Annotated in this window: 17 protein-coding genes; 12 read left to right on the top strand and 5 right to left on the bottom strand. The window is 40.3% G+C overall.

Annotated features, from left to right (window positions below; genetic code table 11):
* Nucleotides 1-159 precede the first annotated feature (159 nt).
* The gene (locus R3X28_RS13750) at nucleotides 160-3,483 is read left to right on the top strand and encodes a DUF2723 domain-containing protein (RefSeq protein WP_317665005.1); all 3,324 of its coding nucleotides are present in this window, start codon (nucleotides 160-162) and stop codon (nucleotides 3,481-3,483) included.
* Nucleotides 3,484-3,616: 133 nt separating this feature from the next.
* Here the strand turns inward: R3X28_RS13750 and R3X28_RS13745 are convergent, their stop codons facing one another.
* The 3 genes from R3X28_RS13745 to R3X28_RS13735 form a co-directional block, all read right to left on the bottom strand.
* The gene (locus tag R3X28_RS13745; protein ID WP_154364153.1) at nucleotides 3,617-3,913 is read right to left on the bottom strand and encodes a thioredoxin family protein; all 297 of its coding nucleotides are present in this window, start codon (nucleotides 3,911-3,913) and stop codon (nucleotides 3,617-3,619) included.
* 92 nt (nucleotides 3,914-4,005) lie between these two features.
* Nucleotides 4,006-5,235 (bottom strand): metallophosphoesterase, encoded by a 1,230-nt coding sequence (locus R3X28_RS13740; protein ID WP_317665003.1) that lies wholly within the window; start codon nucleotides 5,233-5,235, stop codon nucleotides 4,006-4,008.
* A gap of 57 nt (nucleotides 5,236-5,292) precedes the next feature.
* A complete protein-coding gene (locus R3X28_RS13735) occupies nucleotides 5,293-6,015 on the bottom strand; it encodes a copper homeostasis protein CutC (protein WP_317665001.1) in 723 nt (240 codons plus the stop codon).
* A 41-nt stretch (nucleotides 6,016-6,056) separates the two neighbouring features.
* Between R3X28_RS13735 and R3X28_RS13730 the strand changes: the two genes are divergently transcribed.
* The 4 genes from R3X28_RS13730 to R3X28_RS13715 all read left to right on the top strand — a co-directional run bounded on the left by R3X28_RS13730 (nucleotide 6,057) and on the right by R3X28_RS13715 (nucleotide 10,887).
* A complete protein-coding gene (locus R3X28_RS13730) occupies nucleotides 6,057-7,052 on the top strand; it encodes a N(4)-(beta-N-acetylglucosaminyl)-L-asparaginase (protein ID WP_317664999.1) in 996 nt (331 codons plus the stop codon).
* 12 nt (nucleotides 7,053-7,064) lie between these two features.
* Nucleotides 7,065-7,508, top strand: a complete 444-nt coding sequence (locus tag R3X28_RS13725) for a DUF3291 domain-containing protein (protein ID WP_317664997.1) — start codon at nucleotides 7,065-7,067, stop codon at nucleotides 7,506-7,508.
* Nucleotides 7,509-7,581: 73 nt separating this feature from the next.
* Nucleotides 7,582-10,410, top strand: coding sequence for a DNA polymerase I (polA, locus tag R3X28_RS13720; RefSeq protein ID WP_317664995.1), 2,829 nt, complete (start codon nucleotides 7,582-7,584; stop codon nucleotides 10,408-10,410).
* Nucleotides 10,411-10,539: 129 nt separating this feature from the next.
* Nucleotides 10,540-10,887: a T9SS type A sorting domain-containing protein gene (locus R3X28_RS13715; RefSeq protein WP_317664993.1), complete on the top strand. Its 348-nt coding sequence runs from the start codon at nucleotides 10,540-10,542 to the stop codon at nucleotides 10,885-10,887.
* A gap of 55 nt (nucleotides 10,888-10,942) precedes the next feature.
* Here R3X28_RS13715 and R3X28_RS13710 read toward each other — a convergent pair whose 3' ends face one another.
* Complete coding sequence (locus R3X28_RS13710; RefSeq protein WP_317664991.1) at nucleotides 10,943-11,443, bottom strand: lipocalin family protein; 501 nt, start codon at nucleotides 11,441-11,443, stop codon at nucleotides 10,943-10,945.
* 75 nt (nucleotides 11,444-11,518) lie between these two features.
* Nucleotides 11,519-14,170 (bottom strand): DUF5916 domain-containing protein, encoded by a 2,652-nt coding sequence (locus R3X28_RS13705; protein ID WP_317664989.1) that lies wholly within the window; start codon nucleotides 14,168-14,170, stop codon nucleotides 11,519-11,521.
* A gap of 252 nt (nucleotides 14,171-14,422) precedes the next feature.
* Between R3X28_RS13705 and rplM the strand changes: the two genes are divergently transcribed.
* The 7 genes from rplM to R3X28_RS13670 all read left to right on the top strand — a co-directional run bounded on the left by rplM (nucleotide 14,423) and on the right by R3X28_RS13670 (nucleotide 21,495).
* Nucleotides 14,423-14,878, top strand: a complete 456-nt coding sequence (gene rplM, locus R3X28_RS13700) for a 50S ribosomal protein L13 (protein WP_179955026.1) — start codon at nucleotides 14,423-14,425, stop codon at nucleotides 14,876-14,878.
* On the top strand, nucleotides 14,878-15,264 hold the full coding sequence (rpsI, locus tag R3X28_RS13695; protein WP_154364174.1) for a 30S ribosomal protein S9: 387 nt from the start codon (nucleotides 14,878-14,880) through the stop codon (nucleotides 15,262-15,264). Before rplM ends, rpsI begins: the two co-directional genes overlap by 1 nt.
* Nucleotides 15,265-15,506: 242 nt before the next feature.
* The gene (gene rpsB, locus R3X28_RS13690; protein ID WP_154364176.1) at nucleotides 15,507-16,589 is read left to right on the top strand and encodes a 30S ribosomal protein S2; all 1,083 of its coding nucleotides are present in this window, start codon (nucleotides 15,507-15,509) and stop codon (nucleotides 16,587-16,589) included.
* Between the two features lie 74 nt (nucleotides 16,590-16,663).
* On the top strand, nucleotides 16,664-17,488 hold the full coding sequence (gene tsf / locus R3X28_RS13685) for a translation elongation factor Ts (protein ID WP_154364178.1): 825 nt from the start codon (nucleotides 16,664-16,666) through the stop codon (nucleotides 17,486-17,488).
* A gap of 154 nt (nucleotides 17,489-17,642) precedes the next feature.
* On the top strand, nucleotides 17,643-18,350 hold the full coding sequence (gene pyrH / locus R3X28_RS13680; protein ID WP_154364179.1) for a UMP kinase: 708 nt from the start codon (nucleotides 17,643-17,645) through the stop codon (nucleotides 18,348-18,350).
* A gap of 42 nt (nucleotides 18,351-18,392) precedes the next feature.
* Complete coding sequence (gene frr, locus R3X28_RS13675) at nucleotides 18,393-18,950, top strand: ribosome recycling factor (RefSeq protein ID WP_154364181.1); 558 nt, start codon at nucleotides 18,393-18,395, stop codon at nucleotides 18,948-18,950.
* 145 nt (nucleotides 18,951-19,095) lie between these two features.
* Nucleotides 19,096-21,495: an efflux RND transporter permease subunit gene (locus R3X28_RS13670; RefSeq protein ID WP_317664987.1), complete on the top strand. Its 2,400-nt coding sequence runs from the start codon at nucleotides 19,096-19,098 to the stop codon at nucleotides 21,493-21,495.
* The last annotated feature ends 80 nt before the right edge of the window (nucleotides 21,496-21,575 follow it).

Here is a 21,575-nt window from a genome sequence, read left to right as displayed (position 1 = left end):
TAGAGCGTGCAAATTTAAAACAAAGTTTGGTTTGAGCAAACATTTTTAAAAACATTCATCGAAAAAACACCAACTTGCGTTGTTAAAGGTTTATCAAAAATGTGTGAGCATATATATTTTAATTACTAAATTCGCCCTCAAGGTAAAACCAAATATTGCATGTTTTCTAAGAACTTCGAAAAATGGGACACCATACTCGGATGGGTAGTCTTCTTTATAGCACTTATAACCTATAGTATTACCGTAGAACCCACAAGTAGTTTTTGGGATGCCGGGGAATATATCGCAACTTCCGCAAAATTACAGGTTGGCCATCCCCCAGGAGCACCATTATTACAAATGATCGGGGCGTTTTTCGCTATGTTCGCCCTTGAACCCGATCAAGTTGCCCGAATGGTCAATTATGTTTCCGGTGTAAGTAGTGCGTTTACCATTCTTTTTATGTTTTGGACAATTACCAATCTTACCAGAAAATTGATCGGTGAAAAAGAAATACTCTCCGATAGCAAATCGGTAGCGGTCCTTGGTAGCGGTTTGGTTGGTGCTTTAGCGTTCACATTTTCCGATAGTTTTTGGTTCAATGCCGTTGAAACCGAAGTTTATGCAAGTGCAAGTTTGATCATGTCATTGCTCCTTTGGCTTGGACTCAAATGGACGGATAACCTGGACACACCACGTGGCAACCGTTGGCTGGTACTTATTTCCTTTGTTGTCGGCCTAACCTTCGGGGTTCAGTTCATGGGCTTTTTAGCCATCCCCTCCGTAGGTTTACTCTATTATTTCAAAAAATACAAAACCACCACTGTAAAAAATTTCCTTTTGGCCAATATCATGGTCATCGCGGTCCTAATGCTGGTTTATAAGTTTTCGCTGACCTACGTCCTGAAGTTATTCGGATGGGCAGAGGTCTTCTTTGTAAACAACATTGGATTACCCTTTAATTCCGGATCCTTGATCATGGGACTTATTTTCATCATCACTTTTTATGTTGGATTACGATATACACGCAAAAACGATTTTCGCAATGCGAATACCATCGTCCTTTGCATCATGTTCCTGTTCTTCGGTTTCTCTACATGGTTAATGCTCCCCATCAGGGCCAATGCCAATGTGGTGATCAATGAGAACAATCCCTCAGATGCAAGATCCTTATTGGCCTATTACAACAGGGAACAATACCCTGGTGTTGACAGTCCTGTTTACGGCGCGTATTATTCCGATATTTTCGCTCCTGCAGGTGAGGAAAAAGATGATAAGCCCAAGTACGAAAAAGATTATGAAAAAGGGAAATACGTAATCGTAAACTACTATAAAAATGCACTGCAAGACTCCAACGAAAAGCATAAAGGTATTTTACCCCGAATGTGGAGCGGACAGCATGCCGAAAATTATATGAAGTATTTTGGGCCGTTGGATTTTAAGATGAAACAATCCAACGATGAACTTAGACAAGCAGTAGCCCAAGTAAAGACCGGATATGCCAACGGGGATATAGATGCTGAACAATACATAAGCTTCCTAAAACGGTTCGATGACTATCTTGAAGTACAACCCCCGACCATTTGGGACAATGTAAAATACATGTTCGAGTTTCAATTCGGTTACATGTACTGGCGTTATTTCATGTGGAATTTCGTTGGCAAGAACAATGATATACAGGGTCGTTACGACGAAAACGGCAAGTGGTTATCGGGCATACCGATTATCGACAGCGCTTTTCATGGCAGTCAAGACAACCTACCAAGTGACATCAAGGACAATAAAGCACGTAACACCTATTTCTTTTTACCGCTTATTCTAGGAATCATCGGCATATTGTTCCAAGTCTCGAAAAACCCAAAGCAATTTTGGGTCTTACTGGTTTTCTTTTTGTTCACGGGAATCGCCATACAGTTTTACACGAACCCCTATATATTCCAACCTCGGGAAAGGGATTATTCCTTAGTTGGCTCATTCTATGTTTTCGCCCTTTGGATAGGGCTTGGGGTATATGGCCTGTTCGATGAATTCAAGAAATGGGTGAACCCAACGGTTTTGGCACCTGTAATTACCGTACTATGCCTGTTGGCCGTACCTACGGTAATGGCCGTTCAAAATTGGGATGACCACGACCGATCTAACCGTTATACCGCCGAATCCTCTGCAAAAGCCTACCTCGACTCTTGTCAAAAAGATGCTGGGGCCTTGTTATTCACTATCGGGGACAACGATACTTTCCCTCTCTGGTACGCCCAGGAAATAGAAAATTACAGGACCGATGTGCGTATTGTTTGTACAAGTCTTTTTGAAACGGACTGGTATGTAGACCAAATGAAGCGTAAAGCATATACGAGCGACCCAATACCTTCCCAAATCACCCATGACAAATACCGATGGGGATCTAGGGACGTTCTTTACTTCCAAAATGTTGACCCATTGTTCAACAGGGAAGTTTCCAAGAGCCGCTGGAACATTAAAGATTTTATTGATTGGATAGATAGCGACAAACCCCAGACCAAGTTCAAGTTTTTCTTGGAACAACAAGATGTTGATGTAGATGAATATCCCGAGAATACGCAAAATCTGGTATACTATCCTACCCAAAAAATACGCATCCCAGTTAATAAAACGAATGTTTTGGAGAGCGGATTGGTAAAAGCGAAGGATTCCGCGCAAATCGTGGATTACATAGACATTGACCTTCCAAGTGCCATTACCAAGAAAAGTATGATGATGCTGGATATTGTGGCCAACAACGATTGGAAACGGCCTTTGTACTTCTCAGGAGGAAGCTTTGATGATGCCGAATTCATCTGGATGAAAGATTATCTTCAATTAGACGGAATGGCCTATAAATTGGTCCCTATAAAAACAGAACGAAGTAATTCCTTTGATATGGGCCGGATAGACTCCGAACTCATGTACAACATCGTTACCAACTGGGAATGGGGCAACTCGGGCAGCCCGGATATCTATCACGATCCACAGACAAGGGTCCAAGGCATTTCTTACCGAAGTAACCTTGCCCGATTAATGGAGAAATTGATTCAAGAAAACAAGGTTGACAAGGCCAAGGAAATCATTGACCTCGCCATGGAGAAGATGCCCGTTGCATACTTCAGTTACTACCATTTTGTACTTCCTTTCATAGATGGCTATTACAAGGTGGGCGAAACCAACAAGGCCCACGAAATTTATGAAACCCTGAAAAACATATACCAAGAGCGCTTGGAGTATTATGAAGGAATACCTTTAGATCAGCAATACAAAAAAATCGATGACATTATATCCGATATGGAATCGTATCGTAGGTTGATAGATGTACTTATTGAGAACAATGACAGGCAGATGGCGGAAAAGGAAACCATCATTTTCAATGAATATATTGACAAGTTCAGTCATTTTTATCAAGATGAGATGCTGGAAGAGGATGAACCCCTCATGCAGGATAATCCGGACTTTAAGGATACCGTAGCTTTGGACACCGTTAAAACCAGCGAATAAAAGCAGCCCAAAATTGGTTTAACATCCTGTTTAGACCATAACCAATAAAAAACACCTATCTACAAAATATAGATAGGTGTTTTTATTTTAAATAAGTTATTCAAAAGGGCCGTATTACCCAAATAACAAAGTATTAAACGTATTCATTTAGGATACCGATAAGTGTATTGGCATCTTGCTCCCCACTTTGGCGCCAAACCATCTCCCCTTTTTTGTATATAATTAGGGTCGGCAATCCTTTTACACGTAATGCCTGGGACAATTCCTTGTTCTTATCCACATCTATCTTAATGACCTTACCTTTATCCCCCAGAGCGGCCGCAACATCCCTAAGTACGGCATGCATTGCAGTTGATTGTTCGTTCCATTCGGCATAAAAATCCAATAAAACTGGAACAGGTAAATCTATGAGTTCACCAAACTTCGACATATATAGTTGTTTCGGTTACAAATCAAATGTAAGAAAAAATGTTAAAACACCAGTTTCTGCCACCTAATTGTAGTCAAAGTTTGCCGTTAAAATCATGTTAACGACTTTTTCTTTAGGGTAATAACCGATATTTCTGGCCAAATACCCACCCTACCAGGGTAACCTAAAAAGCCGAACCCACGGTTCACGTTTATGAACTGACCCATTTCCTCATAAATACCGGCCCAATATTTATAGCGCCATTTTATTGGGCTCCATTTTACCCATCCAGGTATTTCTATCCCGAACTGCATACCATGGGTATGACCACTTAAGGTAAGATGATAGTGGTAATCATCGCTAATCACGACATCTTCCCAATGGGATGGATCATGACTCATCAATATCTTAAAGTCATCCTTGGCTATCGCTTCGGCCGCTTTGGACAAGTCCCCGGCTTTCTTGAATCCTCCACGACCCCAATTCTCAACACCGACCAATGCGATCTTATCATCCCCTTTACTCAAATACCTGCTTTCGTTCAATAAAAGATCAAAACCGATCTCGCGCTGTAGTACTTTAAGGTCCTCTAGGTTCTTACTTTTCAATTCCGGTGTTTCCCAATCTACATAATCACCGTAATCATGATTGCCCAAGATGGAAAACTTCCCATCCTTTGCTTCCAACCGCGCAAAGGTCTCTTTCCAAGGCTCCATCTCTTCGGCCTTGTTGTTCACCATATCCCCCGTAAACAAAATAACATTACTTTGCTGCTTATTTATAAGATCAATTGCGTATTCTATTTTTTTTCGGTTATCAAAACTACCGCTATGCACATCGGAAATCTGTGTTATCTGAAAACCATCGAAGGCATCGGGAAGATCATCAAACTCCATCTTATATTTCAAAACCTGGAAATTATATTTCCCCCTGTACATACCATAAAGCAATGCCCCAAAAGGAATAGCGGCGATTCCCATTGCCATCATACTCAAAAACCTTCTTCGCTCGGGAAAAGTCAGTTCTTTATTCCCACCGAAAAGTTTATGATACACACTTGTTAAAAAACGGAACAAATCTTCAGAGAAAAGAAAAATGACCGTAATAACATTAAAAACGATAATGGTAAGTAAAAATCCAAACGCATAACTCTTGGGTCTGCTCAAGACCCTTCCGGCATCTTCACCCCAAGTAAAATGATATATAAAATTCAAAAGCACGATCAGCGAAATACCCATATAGGTAAAGTAGACCCACGGGAACCGTGTTACCGTCCTAAGTGCCTGCAAGGCATAGAAACCAAGTGCGGTGTAAAGTGCCACAAAAATTATCCAACGTAACATAATCCTATTTTTTACAAAGTTATTTCTAATGTGAACGCTATTCGCATCCTTTACGGTTTATTTAACTTCTTTTATTACTTTTTGAACAACCTCGACATTGGAAACAAAAACACCCTTGTCCTTTAAAAAAGAAGGCGAATTCATAGATACCTTTGGGGCATTCAACAATCTGGCTTCAAATAATGAACCCGACAAATGAACCACTTTAAAGCCATTTTTCTTGAATTCCCGCACATTACCGGCATTCACCCCACTACCGGGCATTATTAAACATGTAGAAGCTTCATGCTGAAGCCGAGTCAATAAATCGATGCCTTCTAAAGCGGACTTTTCTTGCCCTGAAGATAGTATAAAATCTACCCCCAAACCTTCTAACTGCTTCATGGCACCCATTGGATCATCGACCCAATCAAAAGCTCGATGAAAAGTAAATTTCAAATCCCCGGACAAGTCGACCAACATCTTGGTCTTTTCCAAATCCAAAGTGAAATTCGTTTGCAGAACCCCGGAAACGATTCCGTCGAAACCCATATCAACACACAGCTCAATATTCCGTTTCATGATCTTAAACTCATCTTCAGTAAATGAAAAATCACCACTTCGTGGCCTAATTAGCACATGAACGGGAATGTCCACATTTTCTTTTACAGCTTTTAACAATCCATAAGAAGGGGTAATTCCCCCAACGGCCAACTCTGAACAGAGTTCAATCCTATCGGCTCCGGCCTTTTGTGCATTCATTGCAGATTCCAAGGAATTGGCACAGACTTCTACTAACATATTGTTATATTTAACTCCCTAAAATTAAGTAACGCATACAGATGAAACGAAGAAAATTCCTTAAAAATTCAACTAAGATCACTGCCGGATTGGTTTCGGCCCCTTTATTGGCCTCATACCCAGATACCAGAAAAATCGAAACCAAGACCAATGACCACGCCGTAGAAACCAAACCCATTGCCATTTGCACATGGAATTTTCAAAACGCCACAGCCAAAGCCTGGGAAGTCTTGAAAGACGGAGGAAGCGCTTTGGATGCCGTTGAGCAAGGTGTTATGGTTGAGGAAGCCAACGAAAACAACCAAACGGTAGGTAAAGGAGGCCGTCCGGACAGAAATGGGAATGTAACCTTGGATGCATGCATCATGGACAAAGATGGAAATTGTGGGGCCGTATTGGCCATGCAGAACATAGCCCACCCAGTTTCCGTGGCGCGCAAGGTAATGGAAGATACACCCCATGTTATGCTTGCCGGTAAAGGAGCCGAACAATTCGCTTATGAAAAAGGGTTCGAGAAAGTGAACCTACTTACCGAAAAATCAAAACAAGAATGGCTCGAATGGAAAAAAACATCAAAGTACAAGCCTATTATCAATATTGAAAACCACGATACCATTGGCATGTTGGCCATTGATAAAAACGGTGATATTTCCGGAGCCTGTACCACAAGCGGTATGGCCTATAAATATGCTGGTCGTGTCGGGGATTCGCCCATTATAGGTGCCGGACTTTTCGTTGATAATGAAGTCGGTGGCGCCACTGCAACCGGTGTTGGTGAAGAGGTGGTACGTACCGTGGGCAGCTTTTTGATCGTAGAATTAATGCGCCAAGGGAAATCGCCCCAAGAAGCCTGCGAGGAAGGTGTAAAACGTATCATGGCCAAAAACAAGGACAATACCGATTTTCAAATAGGTTTTATCGCGATGAACAAAAAAGGGGAAACCGGTAGTTTTTGCATACATCCAGGGTTTACCTATCGTCAATATTCCAATGAAGGACATGTGAACAACCCTTCAGATTCTTTTATAAAACGATAATGGTATAAGTCTATGCATTTAGCACAAGTAAATATCGCGAAAATGAAAGCCCCGATCGATAGTCCGATCATGACCGACTTTGTAAATAACCTGGATAGCATCAATGCCATTGCGGATAAAAGCAAAGGTTTTGTTTGGAGGCTTAAGGATGAAGAGGACAATGCAACGGCCATTAAGATTTTCGATAATGACTATCTTATCATCAATATGTCCGTTTGGGAAAATGCTACATCACTCAAAGATTATGTATACAATTCCATGCATGTAGAAGTGTTGAAACGCAAAAAGGAGTGGTTCGATAAAATGGAAGATATGCATATGGCGCTTTGGTATGTGAAAGAAGGTATTTTCCCTACTCCATTGGAAGCAAAGGAAAGATTGGAATATCTGCAGACCAATGGAGAGACCCCATATGCCTTCTCATTTAAGAGCAAGTTCAAACCAGAGGATTTATAGAATCATTAACCCCAGTAACAACATTACTGAAAATTATAATCTTCGTAGATTTACGAAAATTAAAAAACCTAAAATGGCCGAGCAAAAACGACTTTTTTTATTGGATGCCTTCGCTTTGATTTTCCGTGGGTATTATGCACTTATAAAAAACCCAAGAATAAATTCCAAAGGCATGGACACTTCTGCCATTATGGGGTTCACCAATTCCCTATTCGATGTCATCAGACGTGAAAAACCAGACCATATAGCCGTATGTTTTGATAAAGGAGGCAGCGTGGAACGTACTGAAATGTTCCCTGACTATAAAGCCAACCGTCTCGAAACCCCAGATGCGATAAAAATAGCTGTCCCTTACATTCAACAAATCCTGGAGGCCATGCATATCCCGGTAGTGGTTCAAGAAGGATGGGAAGCCGATGATATCATCGGCACTTTGGCCAAGCAAGCAGAAAAAGAAGAGTACAAAGTATATATGGTAACGCCGGACAAGGATTTTGGACAATTGGTTTCCGAGAATATTTTCATGTACCGCCCCGCCCGTATGGGTAACGGCATCGAGATTTGGGGAATACCAGAAATACAAAAGCGCTTTGGGGTAGAACACCCTGAACAAGTGATCGATTATTTGGGCATGATGGGCGATGCCAGTGATAATATTCCAGGTCTTCCGGGTGTAGGTGATAAAACGGCAAAAAAATTCATCAATGAATTTGGTTCGTTGGAAGGGCTCCTTGCCAACACCGAGAAGCTTAAAGGCAAAATGAAAGAGAAGGTCATTGAGAATGCGGAACTCGGATTACTCTCAAAAAAATTGGCAACGATCTGTACTACCGTAGATGTAAAATTCGATGCAAAGGACTATGAAATGTCCGAACCTAATAATGAAAAAGTACAGGAAATCTTTGATGATCTCGAATTTAGACGACTCAAAGACCAATTTGCCAAAATATTCAACACAAATACTGCCGATACAAATTCGGAGGACTCTCCAACTCCTAAAAAAACATCAACAAGTGCGGGTGAGGGTCAGTTTTCCTTATTCGGAAACGATGGTGACGCACCAGCGACCATTACAGAAAGTTCAGGCAGAAAAACGATAAAGGATGTTGCGCATGTTTACCAGAGCATCAACAGCCCTATGGCCATGAAACTCTTCATGCAAAATCTAATGAAACAGCCTTCCGTCTGCTTTGACACGGAAACGACCGGACTTAATCCGTTGACAGCTGAATTGGTGGGAATCGCATTTTCATGGGAAGCCGGAAAAGGGTTTTACGTACCGTTTCCCGAAAATAAAGACGAAGCTCAAGAGGTTATCGAAACCTTGCGGCCGTTTTTTGTATCAGAGGAAATAGAGAAAATTGGACAGAACCTGAAATACGACATCAAAGTATTACATAAGTACAATGTTCAAGTCAAAGGCAAATGTTTTGACACCATGTTGGCCCATTATCTTATAAATCCCGATATGCGCCATAATATGGATGTTTTATCAGAAACCTATTTAAATTATACCCCGGTTTCCATAACCGAACTCATTGGCAAAAAAGGAAAGAACCAATTGAGTATGCGAGACGTGCCTTTGGAACAACAGACCGAATATGCCGTTGAGGATGCCGATATTACCTTCCAGTTGGCGCAACATTTTAGACCTGAATTGGCCGAAGCCAAAACCGAAGAACTTTTTAACACCATCGAAATCCCTTTATTGCATGTGCTTGCCGACATGGAATTGGAAGGCATTAATCTGGATAAGGAGTTTTTACACTCACTTTCCAAAGACCTTGACAAGGACATCTTGGACCTTCAAGAAAAAATCTATAAAGAAGCCGATCAGGAATTCAACATTGCATCCCCAAAACAATTGGGTGAAATCCTTTTTGACAAATTGAAGCTGGTCGACAAACCCAAAAAGACCAAAACCGGACAATATTCCACCGCAGAGGATGTACTTTCTTACTTGGCCAAAGACCATGAGATCGTGCAATGCGTATTGGACTATCGCGGACTTTCAAAATTAAAGAGTACGTATATCGATGCCTTGCCAGAACAGATTGAACCCTCTACCGGAAGGGTACACACCGATTATATGCAAACGGTCGCTGCCACAGGTCGTTTGAGCAGTAACAATCCGAACCTGCAGAACATTCCTATACGAACGGAGCGCGGGCGTCAAGTACGTAAAGCTTTTGTTCCGAGGGATGAAAATTACATCTTGTTGGCAGCGGATTATTCACAGATAGAATTACGCATAATCGCGGCTTTAAGCAACGAGACCACCATGATCGAGGCTTTTAAAAACGGTGAGGACATACACGCCTCCACAGCTTCGAAAGTCTTCAATGTTCCGTTGGCCGAAGTAACCCGAGAACAACGTAGTAATGCCAAAACCGTGAATTTCGGGATTATCTATGGAGTATCGGCATTTGGACTAAGCAATCAAACCGATCTTTCACGCTCTGAAGCCAAGGAATTGATAGAAACCTATTACAAGACCTATCCTAAATTACGAAGTTATATTAGTGAGCAAGTAGATTTTGCCCGCGATAATGGTTATGTGCAGACTGTTTTGGGCAGACGCAGGTATTTAAAAGACATCAATGGAAGTAATGCCATAGTTAGAGGAGCAGCAGAACGGAATGCCGTAAACGCCCCCATTCAAGGAAGTGCCGCGGATATCATCAAAATCGCGATGATCAACATCCACAAAAAACTTGGGGAAGGCAATTACAAATCCAAAATGCTTTTACAAGTACATGATGAATTGGTTTTTGATGTATACAAACCCGAATTGGAAGCGTTACAGACCATGATCAAATCGGAAATGGAAAATGCCTATGAACTTGCCGTTCCCTTGGATGTAGACTTGGGCATTGGCCAAAATTGGCTCGAGGCACATTAATAAACTGAAAAAACAAACACCCCTAAACCCAACACTTTCATTTTTAACCTTTTATTAGGAGTACAGCAACACTAAAGAATCCATTTTTTACGTTATTGACAAAGAGGTAATTCTAAATACCGAATGACGATGAGAAGGGCGTTTTATATTTTCATGCTAATTCTTTTATGTTCCTTTACCGGACATGCACAGGATATTCCCCAAAACGGGACCCAAACAGCCCAGAACAATGTCGCTCAAAAAATAAAGGTATTCCCTAACCCCGCAACCAATGTGGTCAATATTCTTGGGCTCAAAAACAGTAATAGGGCCGATATCGTTATTTCGGATGTATACGGGAATTCACTTTTGCGATATCAATGGCAAATAAAGACCAATGCATTGAACATTCCCATTGCATCTTTGAATGCTGGTATTTATATGGTCACCATTATTTCCCAAGAACAGAAAGTACAGACCAAGTTCTATAAAAAATAAAAAGACTACCTAAAAATTAGGTAGTCTTTAAATCATATTGAATATATCTTATGGTTTATTCCCTTATAAAAATTGCTTCCGCCCCATCCAGATTATCTTCATCTACAATTTCGGCTGGTATTGTCAGGGTATCACCATCTAATTTAATGGTAATTGTTTCCTCTAAACCGTTTTCATCAACAAAAGTCAATTGATCACCGTCTAGCTCCCAAACAGAAGAACTGGTCTCAACATCTGAAGGACATTCTATCAATAGACCTGTACCTTCGGCATTTATATCCCTTCCCGTTTCGGTAAAATCCTTTGCCGAAGCAGTTACCGTATTATCTGATTTAAAATCAAAAACAAGTATTTCACAACCGGAAGCAACCAAAACCTCAATAACATCATTGGCCAATCTTATTTCGTCTGGCGAATCGGCATTGTCTATATTCAACTCTTGAAACTTCCAAGTCCCAACAATCGAACCCTCAGAAATCGCTTCATCTTCCTTATCCGTAGAACATGAAAACACCATGAATGCCGCTATGGCACTTAAAAACAAATATCGTTTCATCTATTAGTTTAGTTTTATTAATATGAAAACAAAACGTAAAAATAGATGATCTATTATGTTCGCAAATATTGACGCCTATAGAATAAACCGATATGTGGCCTTGATCAGAAAGATATTCTGAGGCTTTTCATTGTTGAAAATATTGTCTTGTAGATCCTGAAAAAGCATCTCTCTAGGATTTCCCGATTGTGATAAATCCTGCGACCATACCAGAAAAATCTCCGAGCCCGGAATGTATTCCCATCGCACTACTAAATTTGACCTAAATTGTACAAATGAAAAATCCGGATTATCAAAACTGAAGTCCGTTGTACCATCCAAATCATCATCCACAGCATATACATCTTCAGAAAGCGAAAGCTGATTTTCTAAAAATGGTGATATCCTATCATCAAAGTTTTTGGCCAAAGGATCTACCACTTCCTTAAAATTACTATATCTACCCCGGGAAATAAAGGGTTGCCCCCAATACTGAATGGTAAGATTTGGGTTTATGGTATAATTTAGACGGAATGACATACTCAAGGTTCGCTGTTCCACCGTACCGTTCAAATACCTCGTTTCGCCATTTACGTCCAAGTTATCTATATATTGTAATTTGTTTCTATTGGTTCCATACTCGGGAGAGGCGGAAATACGCAAAGAGTTAAAAGGTTGATAAACTGCTCCAAATTCAACATAATAAGAACTGAATGAATTGTCAGATGCCTTGTTCCCGTTATGGAAAAATTCGAATCTCAGCTTTTTACGCTCGTCCATGCTAATGCCGTTCCAAAAAGACATCTGTGGAGACTCCCTTAATCTTGGCCCGCCACGTAACGCAAAATTAGAATAGGAAACAGGTTCTATATTAAAACCGAAATTACTGAACCAATTGTTTTTCCAGTTTTGCCAAGAATTGGTATTGAACATTAGGCTATTGAAATTACCCCCAAAATCCCAAACACTCCAATGATTGTAATTAATCCCAACCTTTCTAAAAGTATTATCAGGCTTTAAGGTTTGATACCCGATCCATGTATAATGGCGAATATCATCCGCCCTTCTTTGAAACCCGATATCGTTCAGCTCAAGTTCCGGAGAACGCCATGTTGCACCGGTTTCGAACTTCCAATGCCCATTACCTATTTTCCCAAGTTGCAAATTACCTCCCGTACCGGTCAATGAAGTTCTTCCCGGGTCCAATTCTACATGGTCTGCCCCCACCCTTTGAAATAAATGCGCAATGGACTCTTGGGTGTTTCGGATAGCCTCCTCACTACCCATTACATGGCTCCATATCACATTTCCCCCCACATACCAATCCCGATCATTCCATTGATGTTTAAAATCCAACCCTCCGGAATAGGCAGACTTATGTAAAAAATCGAGTTCCGGTGTCAATTGATTCCTGTTTGTTGCCGTTAAAATACCCCCCACAAAAGTATTGCGGTCATTGAAGTCCTTTTGCAAACGCCCCACAAAGTAGTTGGTCAGGGGTTCCACAACCTCTTTTCTACGTTCCCCATTATTTACAATAGTAGCCTGTTTTCTTGCCGTAACACTCTCTAACACACCAATAGACCATCCGTTTTTGGTCTTACCGCTAAATTTGGCCGCCCCCAAAATATTGGCATTCTCAGGTTGATCAATAAATTCATTATCTAACAGATCAGGATACCCTTGCGGACTGCGGCCTATCCGCCTCGAATAAAACAGGTTATCCGAACCAAAAGTATTACCTGCTTCCGAAGACGAAACCGTGTAATCAAAAATATTCTTATTCTCCACAAAGAACGGGCGTTGTTCCTCAAAGAAAATCTGAAAACCGTCCAAGGCAATGGCAGATGGATCTGCTTCTACCTGCCCAAAATCTGGATTAATGGTTACATCCATTGTCAAATCATTCGTTATTCCGATTTTAGCATCCAAACCTACCGTCAATTTCCCATCGCTCCCATCACGGAACGGATTACCTTCTTCCGCCTCATATGTTTTTACGCTGCCGACTGTATATGGTTGTATCTCCAATTGATTCTGTGGCTCCAGATCCATTAACCCATGCAATTCCCCGAATTCGCTAACAAATCCACCGGTATCAGGTGGTAACCTTTGCCAAACCGAACGTTCCTCCTCCCTAAAATGCCTTCGCATTACTTCAAAGCCCCATACTTGTTCCTTGGATTTCCCGAATTTCAACTGGCTTAGGGGTATTTTCATTTCCGCCGTCCAACCTTCAGCATCTATATTGGTTTTGGTATACCAAATAGGGTTCCAACTATCGTCCTCATTTCCACCGTTATTGGACTCGAACACATCTCCCTTAACACCGGCAGCCGAAACTATAAACCCAAAGGCCGTGCGTTTGTCATAATAACTGTCGATGAATATTCCCACCCAATCCCCATCAAAACCATCACGACGGGACAATCGCTTTACGATTTTATCCGGTTCATTGTCCAGACATTGTATTCCCACATAAATATACTTCCGATCATAGATAACCTTAAATCGGGTCTGGTTACTTGGTGGTGTATTCTCATCAGGCCTGGACTCAGTAAACCCATCTTCCCAAGAAACAATGTCCCAAGAAATATCATTAAGTTTCCCATCTACAACGGGAGGTTCAACACTTTTTAAAGGTTTTGTCGTATAAACTCTTTTTGGAACAATAATAGTAGAGTCCTGTGCAATTGAAATAAATGGCACAATAAAGACCATACAGATTAAAAGAAGGCTCGTTCTCATCTGAAATTCGTTTTTGATTGATTGATGTACCCTAAAGACAAGAGGAATTGAAAAACGTTACAGTACCGTCACTTTTTTTCTAGTATCAATAGGAATTTGTTTCCTTTTTTTGAAATTAAAACCAAGCTTCTGTACTTGCCTTTTTTTATTCGAAAAAATATTACGATTTTTGCATTTGTATTTTTATATAATAATTGTACATTTGCACCCCGTTTGTCGGGATTGGAGTATTTAATCAATAAAATTATTAGTGTGGACACATTAAGCTACAAGACTATATCAGCCAACAAGGCTACTGTAAACAAGCAGTGGTTATTGGTTGATGCTGAAGGAGAGACATTAGGACGTCTAGCTTCTAAAGTTGCCAAATTACTTAGAGGCAAACACAAACCTAATTTCACTCCCCATGTTGATTGTGGAGATAACATTGTTATCATCAATGCTGAAAAAATCACCCTTTCGGGGAACAAGTGGGATAGCAAAACATACAGTCGTTATACAGGCTACCCAGGTGGTCAACGAACAACAAGTGTAAAACAGTTGTTGGACAAGAATCCTGGAAGAATCGTTGAAAAAGCCATTAAAGGTATGCTTCCTAAAAATAGGTTAGGTGCCGACCTTTTCAGAAACCTTAAGGTTTATGTTGGCCCAAATCACGAACAAGAAGCCCAAAAACCAACTGCAATAAATTTAAACGACCTTAAATAATGGAAGTAATTCACAAAATAGGTAGAAGAAAAACGGCCGTAGCGCGAGTTTATCTTTCAGAAGGTAAAGGAGACATTACTGTAAACAACAGGGAATTGGCCAATTACTTTCCTACAGCAACACTTCAATACAAAGTGAAACAAGCTTTTGCATTGACCAACACCGAAGATAACTACGATGTTAAGGTTAATGTTTATGGCGGTGGTATAACCGGACAGGCAGAAGCCATTCGTTTGGCACTTTCAAGAGCATTGTGTGAAATCGACGAAGAAAACAGGGGCGCCCTTAAACCAGAAGGTTTATTGACAAGGGACCCAAGGATGGTGGAACGTAAGAAATTCGGACAGAAGAAAGCCCGTAAGAAGTTCCAGTTCTCAAAACGTTAATATCAGGATTACCAGGTGCTCTTTTCAAAGAGCACCTTTATTATATTTTTTAACTTGTTCATTGAAAGCCTCTTACTGGGGCAATTAAAAAATCCCGATTTTCATTTCCTATGAAAATTAACGGTATAAAAACATATCGTAATAGGGTAAATTAGTTTAGCATCTAAATGGTGAAGGCTTTGCGCTATAACGCAATACCACTTCAACATTGCTAATTCAAAAGAACGTAAACTAAATTTAAAATGGCGAAAGTCGAAGTAAAAGAATTATTGGAAGCTGGTGTGCATTTTGGACACCTTACAAGAAAGTGGAATCCTAACATGGCGCCCTACATCTACATGGAGCGTAACGGAATTCACGTCATCAACCTTTACAAAACAGTAGCAAAATTAGATGAGGCCAATGAGGCTCTTAAGAAAATTGCTGCTTCAGGCCGAAAAATACTTTTCGTTGCCACAAAAAAACAAGCCAAGGACATCGTTGCAGATAAAGTAGCAAAGGTAAACATGCCTTATATTACAGAAAGATGGCCTGGTGGAATGTTGACCAACTTCGTTACCATTCGTAAAGCTGTTAAGAAAATGGCTTCTATCGACAGAATGAAGAAAGACGGTACATTCAACACACTTTCTAAAAAAGAACGTTTACAAGTTGATCGTTTAAGAGCAAAATTAGAAAAGAACTTAGGTTCTATCTCTGAAATGACACGTCTACCCGGCGCTCTTTTCATTGTAGACACCATGAGAGAACACATCGCTGTTAAGGAGGCCCTTAAATTGAATATTCCGATTTTCGCAATGGTAGACACCAACTGTGACCCTAGGGATATTGATTACGTTATCCCTTCAAATGACGATGCATCAAAATCCATAGATATCATCATGGGTCAAGTTACAGATGCCGTTGCAGAAGGTTTATCCGAACGAAAAGCCGAGAAACAAAGCGAAGCCCCAAAAGCCAAAAAAGAAGAAAAAGCAGCACCAGCACCAGCCCCTACCCCAGCTCCTGAAGTTGTTGAGGAAAAAGCAGTTGAAGCTCCTAAGGTAGAGGCAGAGGAACCAGCCACAACAGAAGCTGACGACCTTACCAAGGTAGAAGGCATAGGCCCTAAAGCTGCCGAGGCTATCGTTAAAGCAGGAATCAAAACTTACGCACAATTAGCTGAGGCGAACGCTGACAACATTAAGGAAATCCTTACTGAAGCTAGCTCAAGAATGGCACATTTAGACCCTACCTCATGGCCTAAACAAGCTAAAATGGCCGCTGAAGGTAAATGGGACGAGCTTAAAGAATGGCAAGACAACACCAAAGGTGGTGTTGAATAGTCTTTCGTCATAAACGACATTTCAATAAATAATAACATTGTCATAGACCATGACAATATTAAAAAGTAAATAAAATGGCTAAAATTACCGCCGCAGAAGTAAATAATTTAAGAAAGACCACTGGAGCAGGAATGATGGACTGCAAGAATGCATTGGTCGAAGCAGAAGGCGATTTCGAAAAAGCAATTGAGATCCTTCGTAAAAAAGGTCAGAAAGTTGCTGCTAAAAGAGCAGATAGAGAGTCTTCTGAAGGAGCCGCTATAGCTAAAGTCAATGCTGACAACACTACAGGGGTCATTATCTCTTTGAACTGTGAAACCGATTTCGTTGCCAAAAATGACAGTTTCGTTAGTTTGGCCAATGACTTGGCTGAATTAGCCTTGGGTTGCGACAGTAAAGAAGATTTTCTTGCTGCTGACTTCAACGGGTTAAGCGTACAAGACAAACTAACTGAGCAAACAGGTGTTATCGGTGAGAAAATCGAAATAGGAGGTTTTGCTAAATTAAATGCTCCTTTCGTTGGTTCTTACATTCATGCAGGTAACAAAATAGCTACATTGTCGGGTCTTTCAGCTGCTGTTGATGGTGCTGATGTTGTTGCCAAAGATGTTGCCATGCAAGCTGCCGCGATGAATCCGGTTGCTTTGAACGAAGATGGTGTTGACCAATCGGTTATCGATAAAGAAATCGAGATTGCGAAAGATCAATTACGTCAAGAAGGAAAACCTGAAGCAATGTTAGACAATATTGCCAAAGGTAAACTTAAAAGATTCTTCAAAGACAACACCTTGGTAAACCAAGATTTTATCAAAGATAGCAAGCAAAGTGTTGCCCAATACGTAAAATCGGTAAATGCCGATTTAACCGTAACTGGTTTCAAAAGGGTTGCTTTAGGTTAATTAAAGTTTCTTTATAAATATTAAAACCACCATACTTTCGTATGGTGGTTTTTTATTACTATTTATTTTGTGGCAACCTCTATGATTTAATCCCTACAAAGTGAATCGTAGCATAATTTTTTTTGCCTATTTTTGTGTCAAACAATCACAAAGCATGCAATACAAAAGAATACTTTTAAAACTAAGTGGCGAAGCCTTGATGGGCGAGAAACAATATGGTATCGACCCCAAAAGACTTGCGGAATATGCCCAGGAAATAAAAGAAGTCGTAGAAAAAGGCATGCAGGTTGCCATAGTCATTGGCGGCGGAAATATATTTAGAGGTTTAGCGGGTGCAAGTAATGGTATGGACCGTGTTCAAGGCGATCATATGGGAATGCTGGCAACGGTAATCAATGGTCTTGCGCTTCAAAGTGCCTTAGAGATAGAAGGCGTTGAAACACGTTTACAGTCAGCCATTAAAATCAATGAGGTGGCAGAACCCTTTATTCGCAGGCGGGCCATGAGACATTTAGAAAAAGGCAGGGTAGTGATTTTTGGTGGTGGAACCGGGAATCCGTATTTTACAACCGATTCAGCAGCTGTTTTGCGGGCAATCGAAATTGAAGCCGATGTTATCTTAAAAGGAACCCGGGTTGATGGTATTTATACTTCCGACCCAGAGAAAAATAAAGATGCCACTAAGTTCGACAATATATCATTCAACGAAGTGTTAAGCAAAGGCTTAAAGGTTATGGACACAACAGCATTTACCTTGAGTCAAGAGAACGAACTTCCCATCATCGTTTTCGATATGAACAAAAAAGGAAACCTACTCCGGGTACTTGATGGGGAAAATGTAGGTACAAAAGTAAATCTATAGTTTGGTACACTTTGTGCTAGTTTTATTTTTAAAGATTAAAATATGAACGAAGAAATTACATTCATTTTAGATGCAGCTAAAGAAAGTATGGATGCAGCTATTGTCCATCTTCAAAAAGAATTTATAAAGATTCGTGCCGGTAAGGCAAACCCTTCCATGTTATCATCCGTAAAGGTTGATTATTACGGATCACAAACCCCATTGTCACAGGTGGCCAACATCAATACTCCCGATGGCCGTACACTATCGGTACAGCCATGGGAAAAGAACATGTTACAAGAAATAGAAAAGGCAATCATGAACGCCAATCTTGGTTTCAATCCAATGAACAATGGTGACATGATCATCATCAATGTACCACCATTGACTGAAGAACGAAGGATTCAATTGGCCAAACAAGCGAAGGCAGAAGCAGAACATGCTAAAGTCGGGGTGCGAAATGCCAGACAAGAAGCCAACAAAGAAATTCGTGATTCTGAAGATGCCTCTGAAGATCTTCAGAAAAATGCAGAAGTTGATGTACAGAATTTAACTGACAAATACATAAAAAAAATAGATGATTTCTTATCTGCCAAAGAAGAAGAGATCATGAAGGTTTAAGCAAACCGCAAACGATAGAAACAATAATAGAAAAAGCGCCCCAAAAGGGCGCTTTTTCCATCTCAATGGATTATGTTTTATTTAAGGCACGCAATTTAGGAAGACAGCCAAGCATTCTTTACCTTTGCGCTCGTAAAAATTCCTGATGGTTGCTAAACTCACACAAGGCTTTTGGGCTAAGGTTGCCCGAATAATTTTAAGGAATAGGATATTAATCCTTTTTTTGGTCGCTGCGGTAACCTTCTTTTTGGCCATGCAGTGGGACAATATGCGCTTCAGCAATTCCCAAGCCAACCTATTGCCGGATGACCATCCGGTAAATCTGGAATATCAAAAATTCTTGCATCAATTTGGAGAGGAAGGCAATGCGGTAGTATTCGCGGTAAAAGACAGTACCCTATACTCCCCTACTAATTTCAATAGATGGAATAAGCTCAGTAAACAACTCGGTGCTTTTCCTGAAGTGGATTTTGTAATCTCCACCGATAATCTTCAGGAACTGGTAAAAGACAAAGAGAATAAAAGTTTCATCTTTGAGCCCTTGATCAAAGGCGCAATCAATACCCAAAAAGATGTTGACACGGTCATTAACCACCTGTTCAATGACCTACCTTTCTATGAAAACCTTTTATTCAATAAGGAAAGTAGAACTATTAGAACGGTAATGTATCTGGATAAGGATATTGTGAACACATCTGTACGGAAAGACTTTATCCTTGAAGACCTTACACATTTAATCGATAGTTTCGAAGAGGAAACCGGACTTGACGTTAGAATATCTGGAATGCCCTACATACGAACTCTGAATTCCCAGAATATTATTGATGAGATCGGTAAATTCATCTTAGCTGCACTTGGTGTAACCTCTTTGATATTCTTTTTCTTTTTCAGAAGTTTCCGGGCGACCCTTATTTCCATGTTCGTTGTAATCATAGGTGTAATGTGGGCTTTTGGGATTTTAGGTTTACTACAGTACGAAATAACGGTACTTACCGCATTGATCCCCCCTTTGATCATTGTAATCGGGATCCCCAACTGTATATTCCTTATAAACAAATACCAACAAGAAGTAAAAAAGCACGGGAACCAAGCCTTGTCTTTACAACGGGTCATATCAAAGGTCGGGAATGCCACTTTAATGACCAATATTACGACAGCATCCGGTTTTGCTACCTTTATCATAACCGATAGTAAATTGCTTAAGGAATTCGGTATTGTAGCCTCAATAAACATTTTAGGCATTTTTGTACTATCCTTGTTGATCATACCGATCATTTACAGTTTCATGTCCTTACCCAAAACAAAACATCTGAAACATTTAAACAAAAAATGGATCGATGCATTTGTCAATTGGATGGAACATATCGTTCGGAACAAGCGAATTACCGTTTATGTAACTTCCATAGTATTGTTGGTAGTAAGCATTATCGGTATTTATCAGATAGAAATATCGGGAAGCCCAATTGAAGACATGCCAAAAAAAGCCGGATTCTTTAAGGATATCCGTTTTTTTGAACAGGAATTCGATGGCATTATGCCAGTGGAAATCGTAGTTGACACCAAAAGACCAAAAGGAGTCTTAAAACCCGCTACCCTTAAACGAATGGATCGCTTGAGTACGGAAATCGATGATATTCCCGAATTATCAAAACCGGTATCCGTTGTTAATTTAGTAAAATACTCAAAACAGGCATTTTACAACGGTATTCCCAAATACTATCAACTACCTACTACACAAGAGAATAGTTTCATCATGGATATGGCCCGTAAATCATCCACTGATGGAAATCTTTTAAAGAGCTTTGTAGATAGTACAGGGCAAACAGCACGCATTACCACCTTCATGAAAGACGTTAAGACCGAGCGCATGGAAGGTATTGAAGCCCACTTATTAGAGGATATCGCGAAAATATTCCCCTCTGAAAGATATAATGTGTATATGACAGGTAGTGCACTTTTATTCCTAAAAGGCACAAAATATTTGGTAAAGAACCTTGTAATTTCCCTAGCATTTGCCATTTTCCTTATCGCATTGTTCATGGCCTTCCTTTTCCGGTCCTTCAAAATGATCATTATCTCCTTGATTCCGAACTTACTACCACTGGTTATAACAGCAGGTGTTATGGGGTTCGTTGGCGTACCTATAAAACCTTCCACTATTTTGGTATTCAGTATCGCTTTTGGGATTTCGGTCGATGACACGATTCACTTTCTGGCCAAATACCGGCAAGAACTTGCAACACATCGTTGGCAGATAAAAAAATCGGTTTACGCGGCATTGAGGGAAACCGGAGTTAGTATGTTCTATACCTCCATTGTTCTCTTTTTCGGATTTTCGGTTTTTGTCATATCCAATTTCGGAGGCACCGTTGCATTAGGTTCATTGGTTTCCGCAACATTATTATTCGCCATGCTTGCCAATTTAATACTATTACCTTCTTTATTATTATCATTAGAACGCAGTATTGCGAACAAAGAGGTGCTTAAAAAACCACAGATAGACATTCTCCCCATAGAAGAGGACAACATAAAGGATTTGGACTGAAACGTCTTTATGATCTTTCAGAATCAAGTGCAATAAAAATTATTTGACTTTAGGTATAATTGCCTAAAACAAGCTTAAAC

It is taken from the genome of Maribacter sp. TH_r10 (assembly GCF_033101095.1).
Lineage (GTDB): Bacteria > Bacteroidota > Bacteroidia > Flavobacteriales > Flavobacteriaceae > Maribacter_A > Maribacter_A luteus.
Note: the sequence above shows the minus strand (reverse complement) of the source record. Positions and strands in the feature narration are given on the sequence as shown.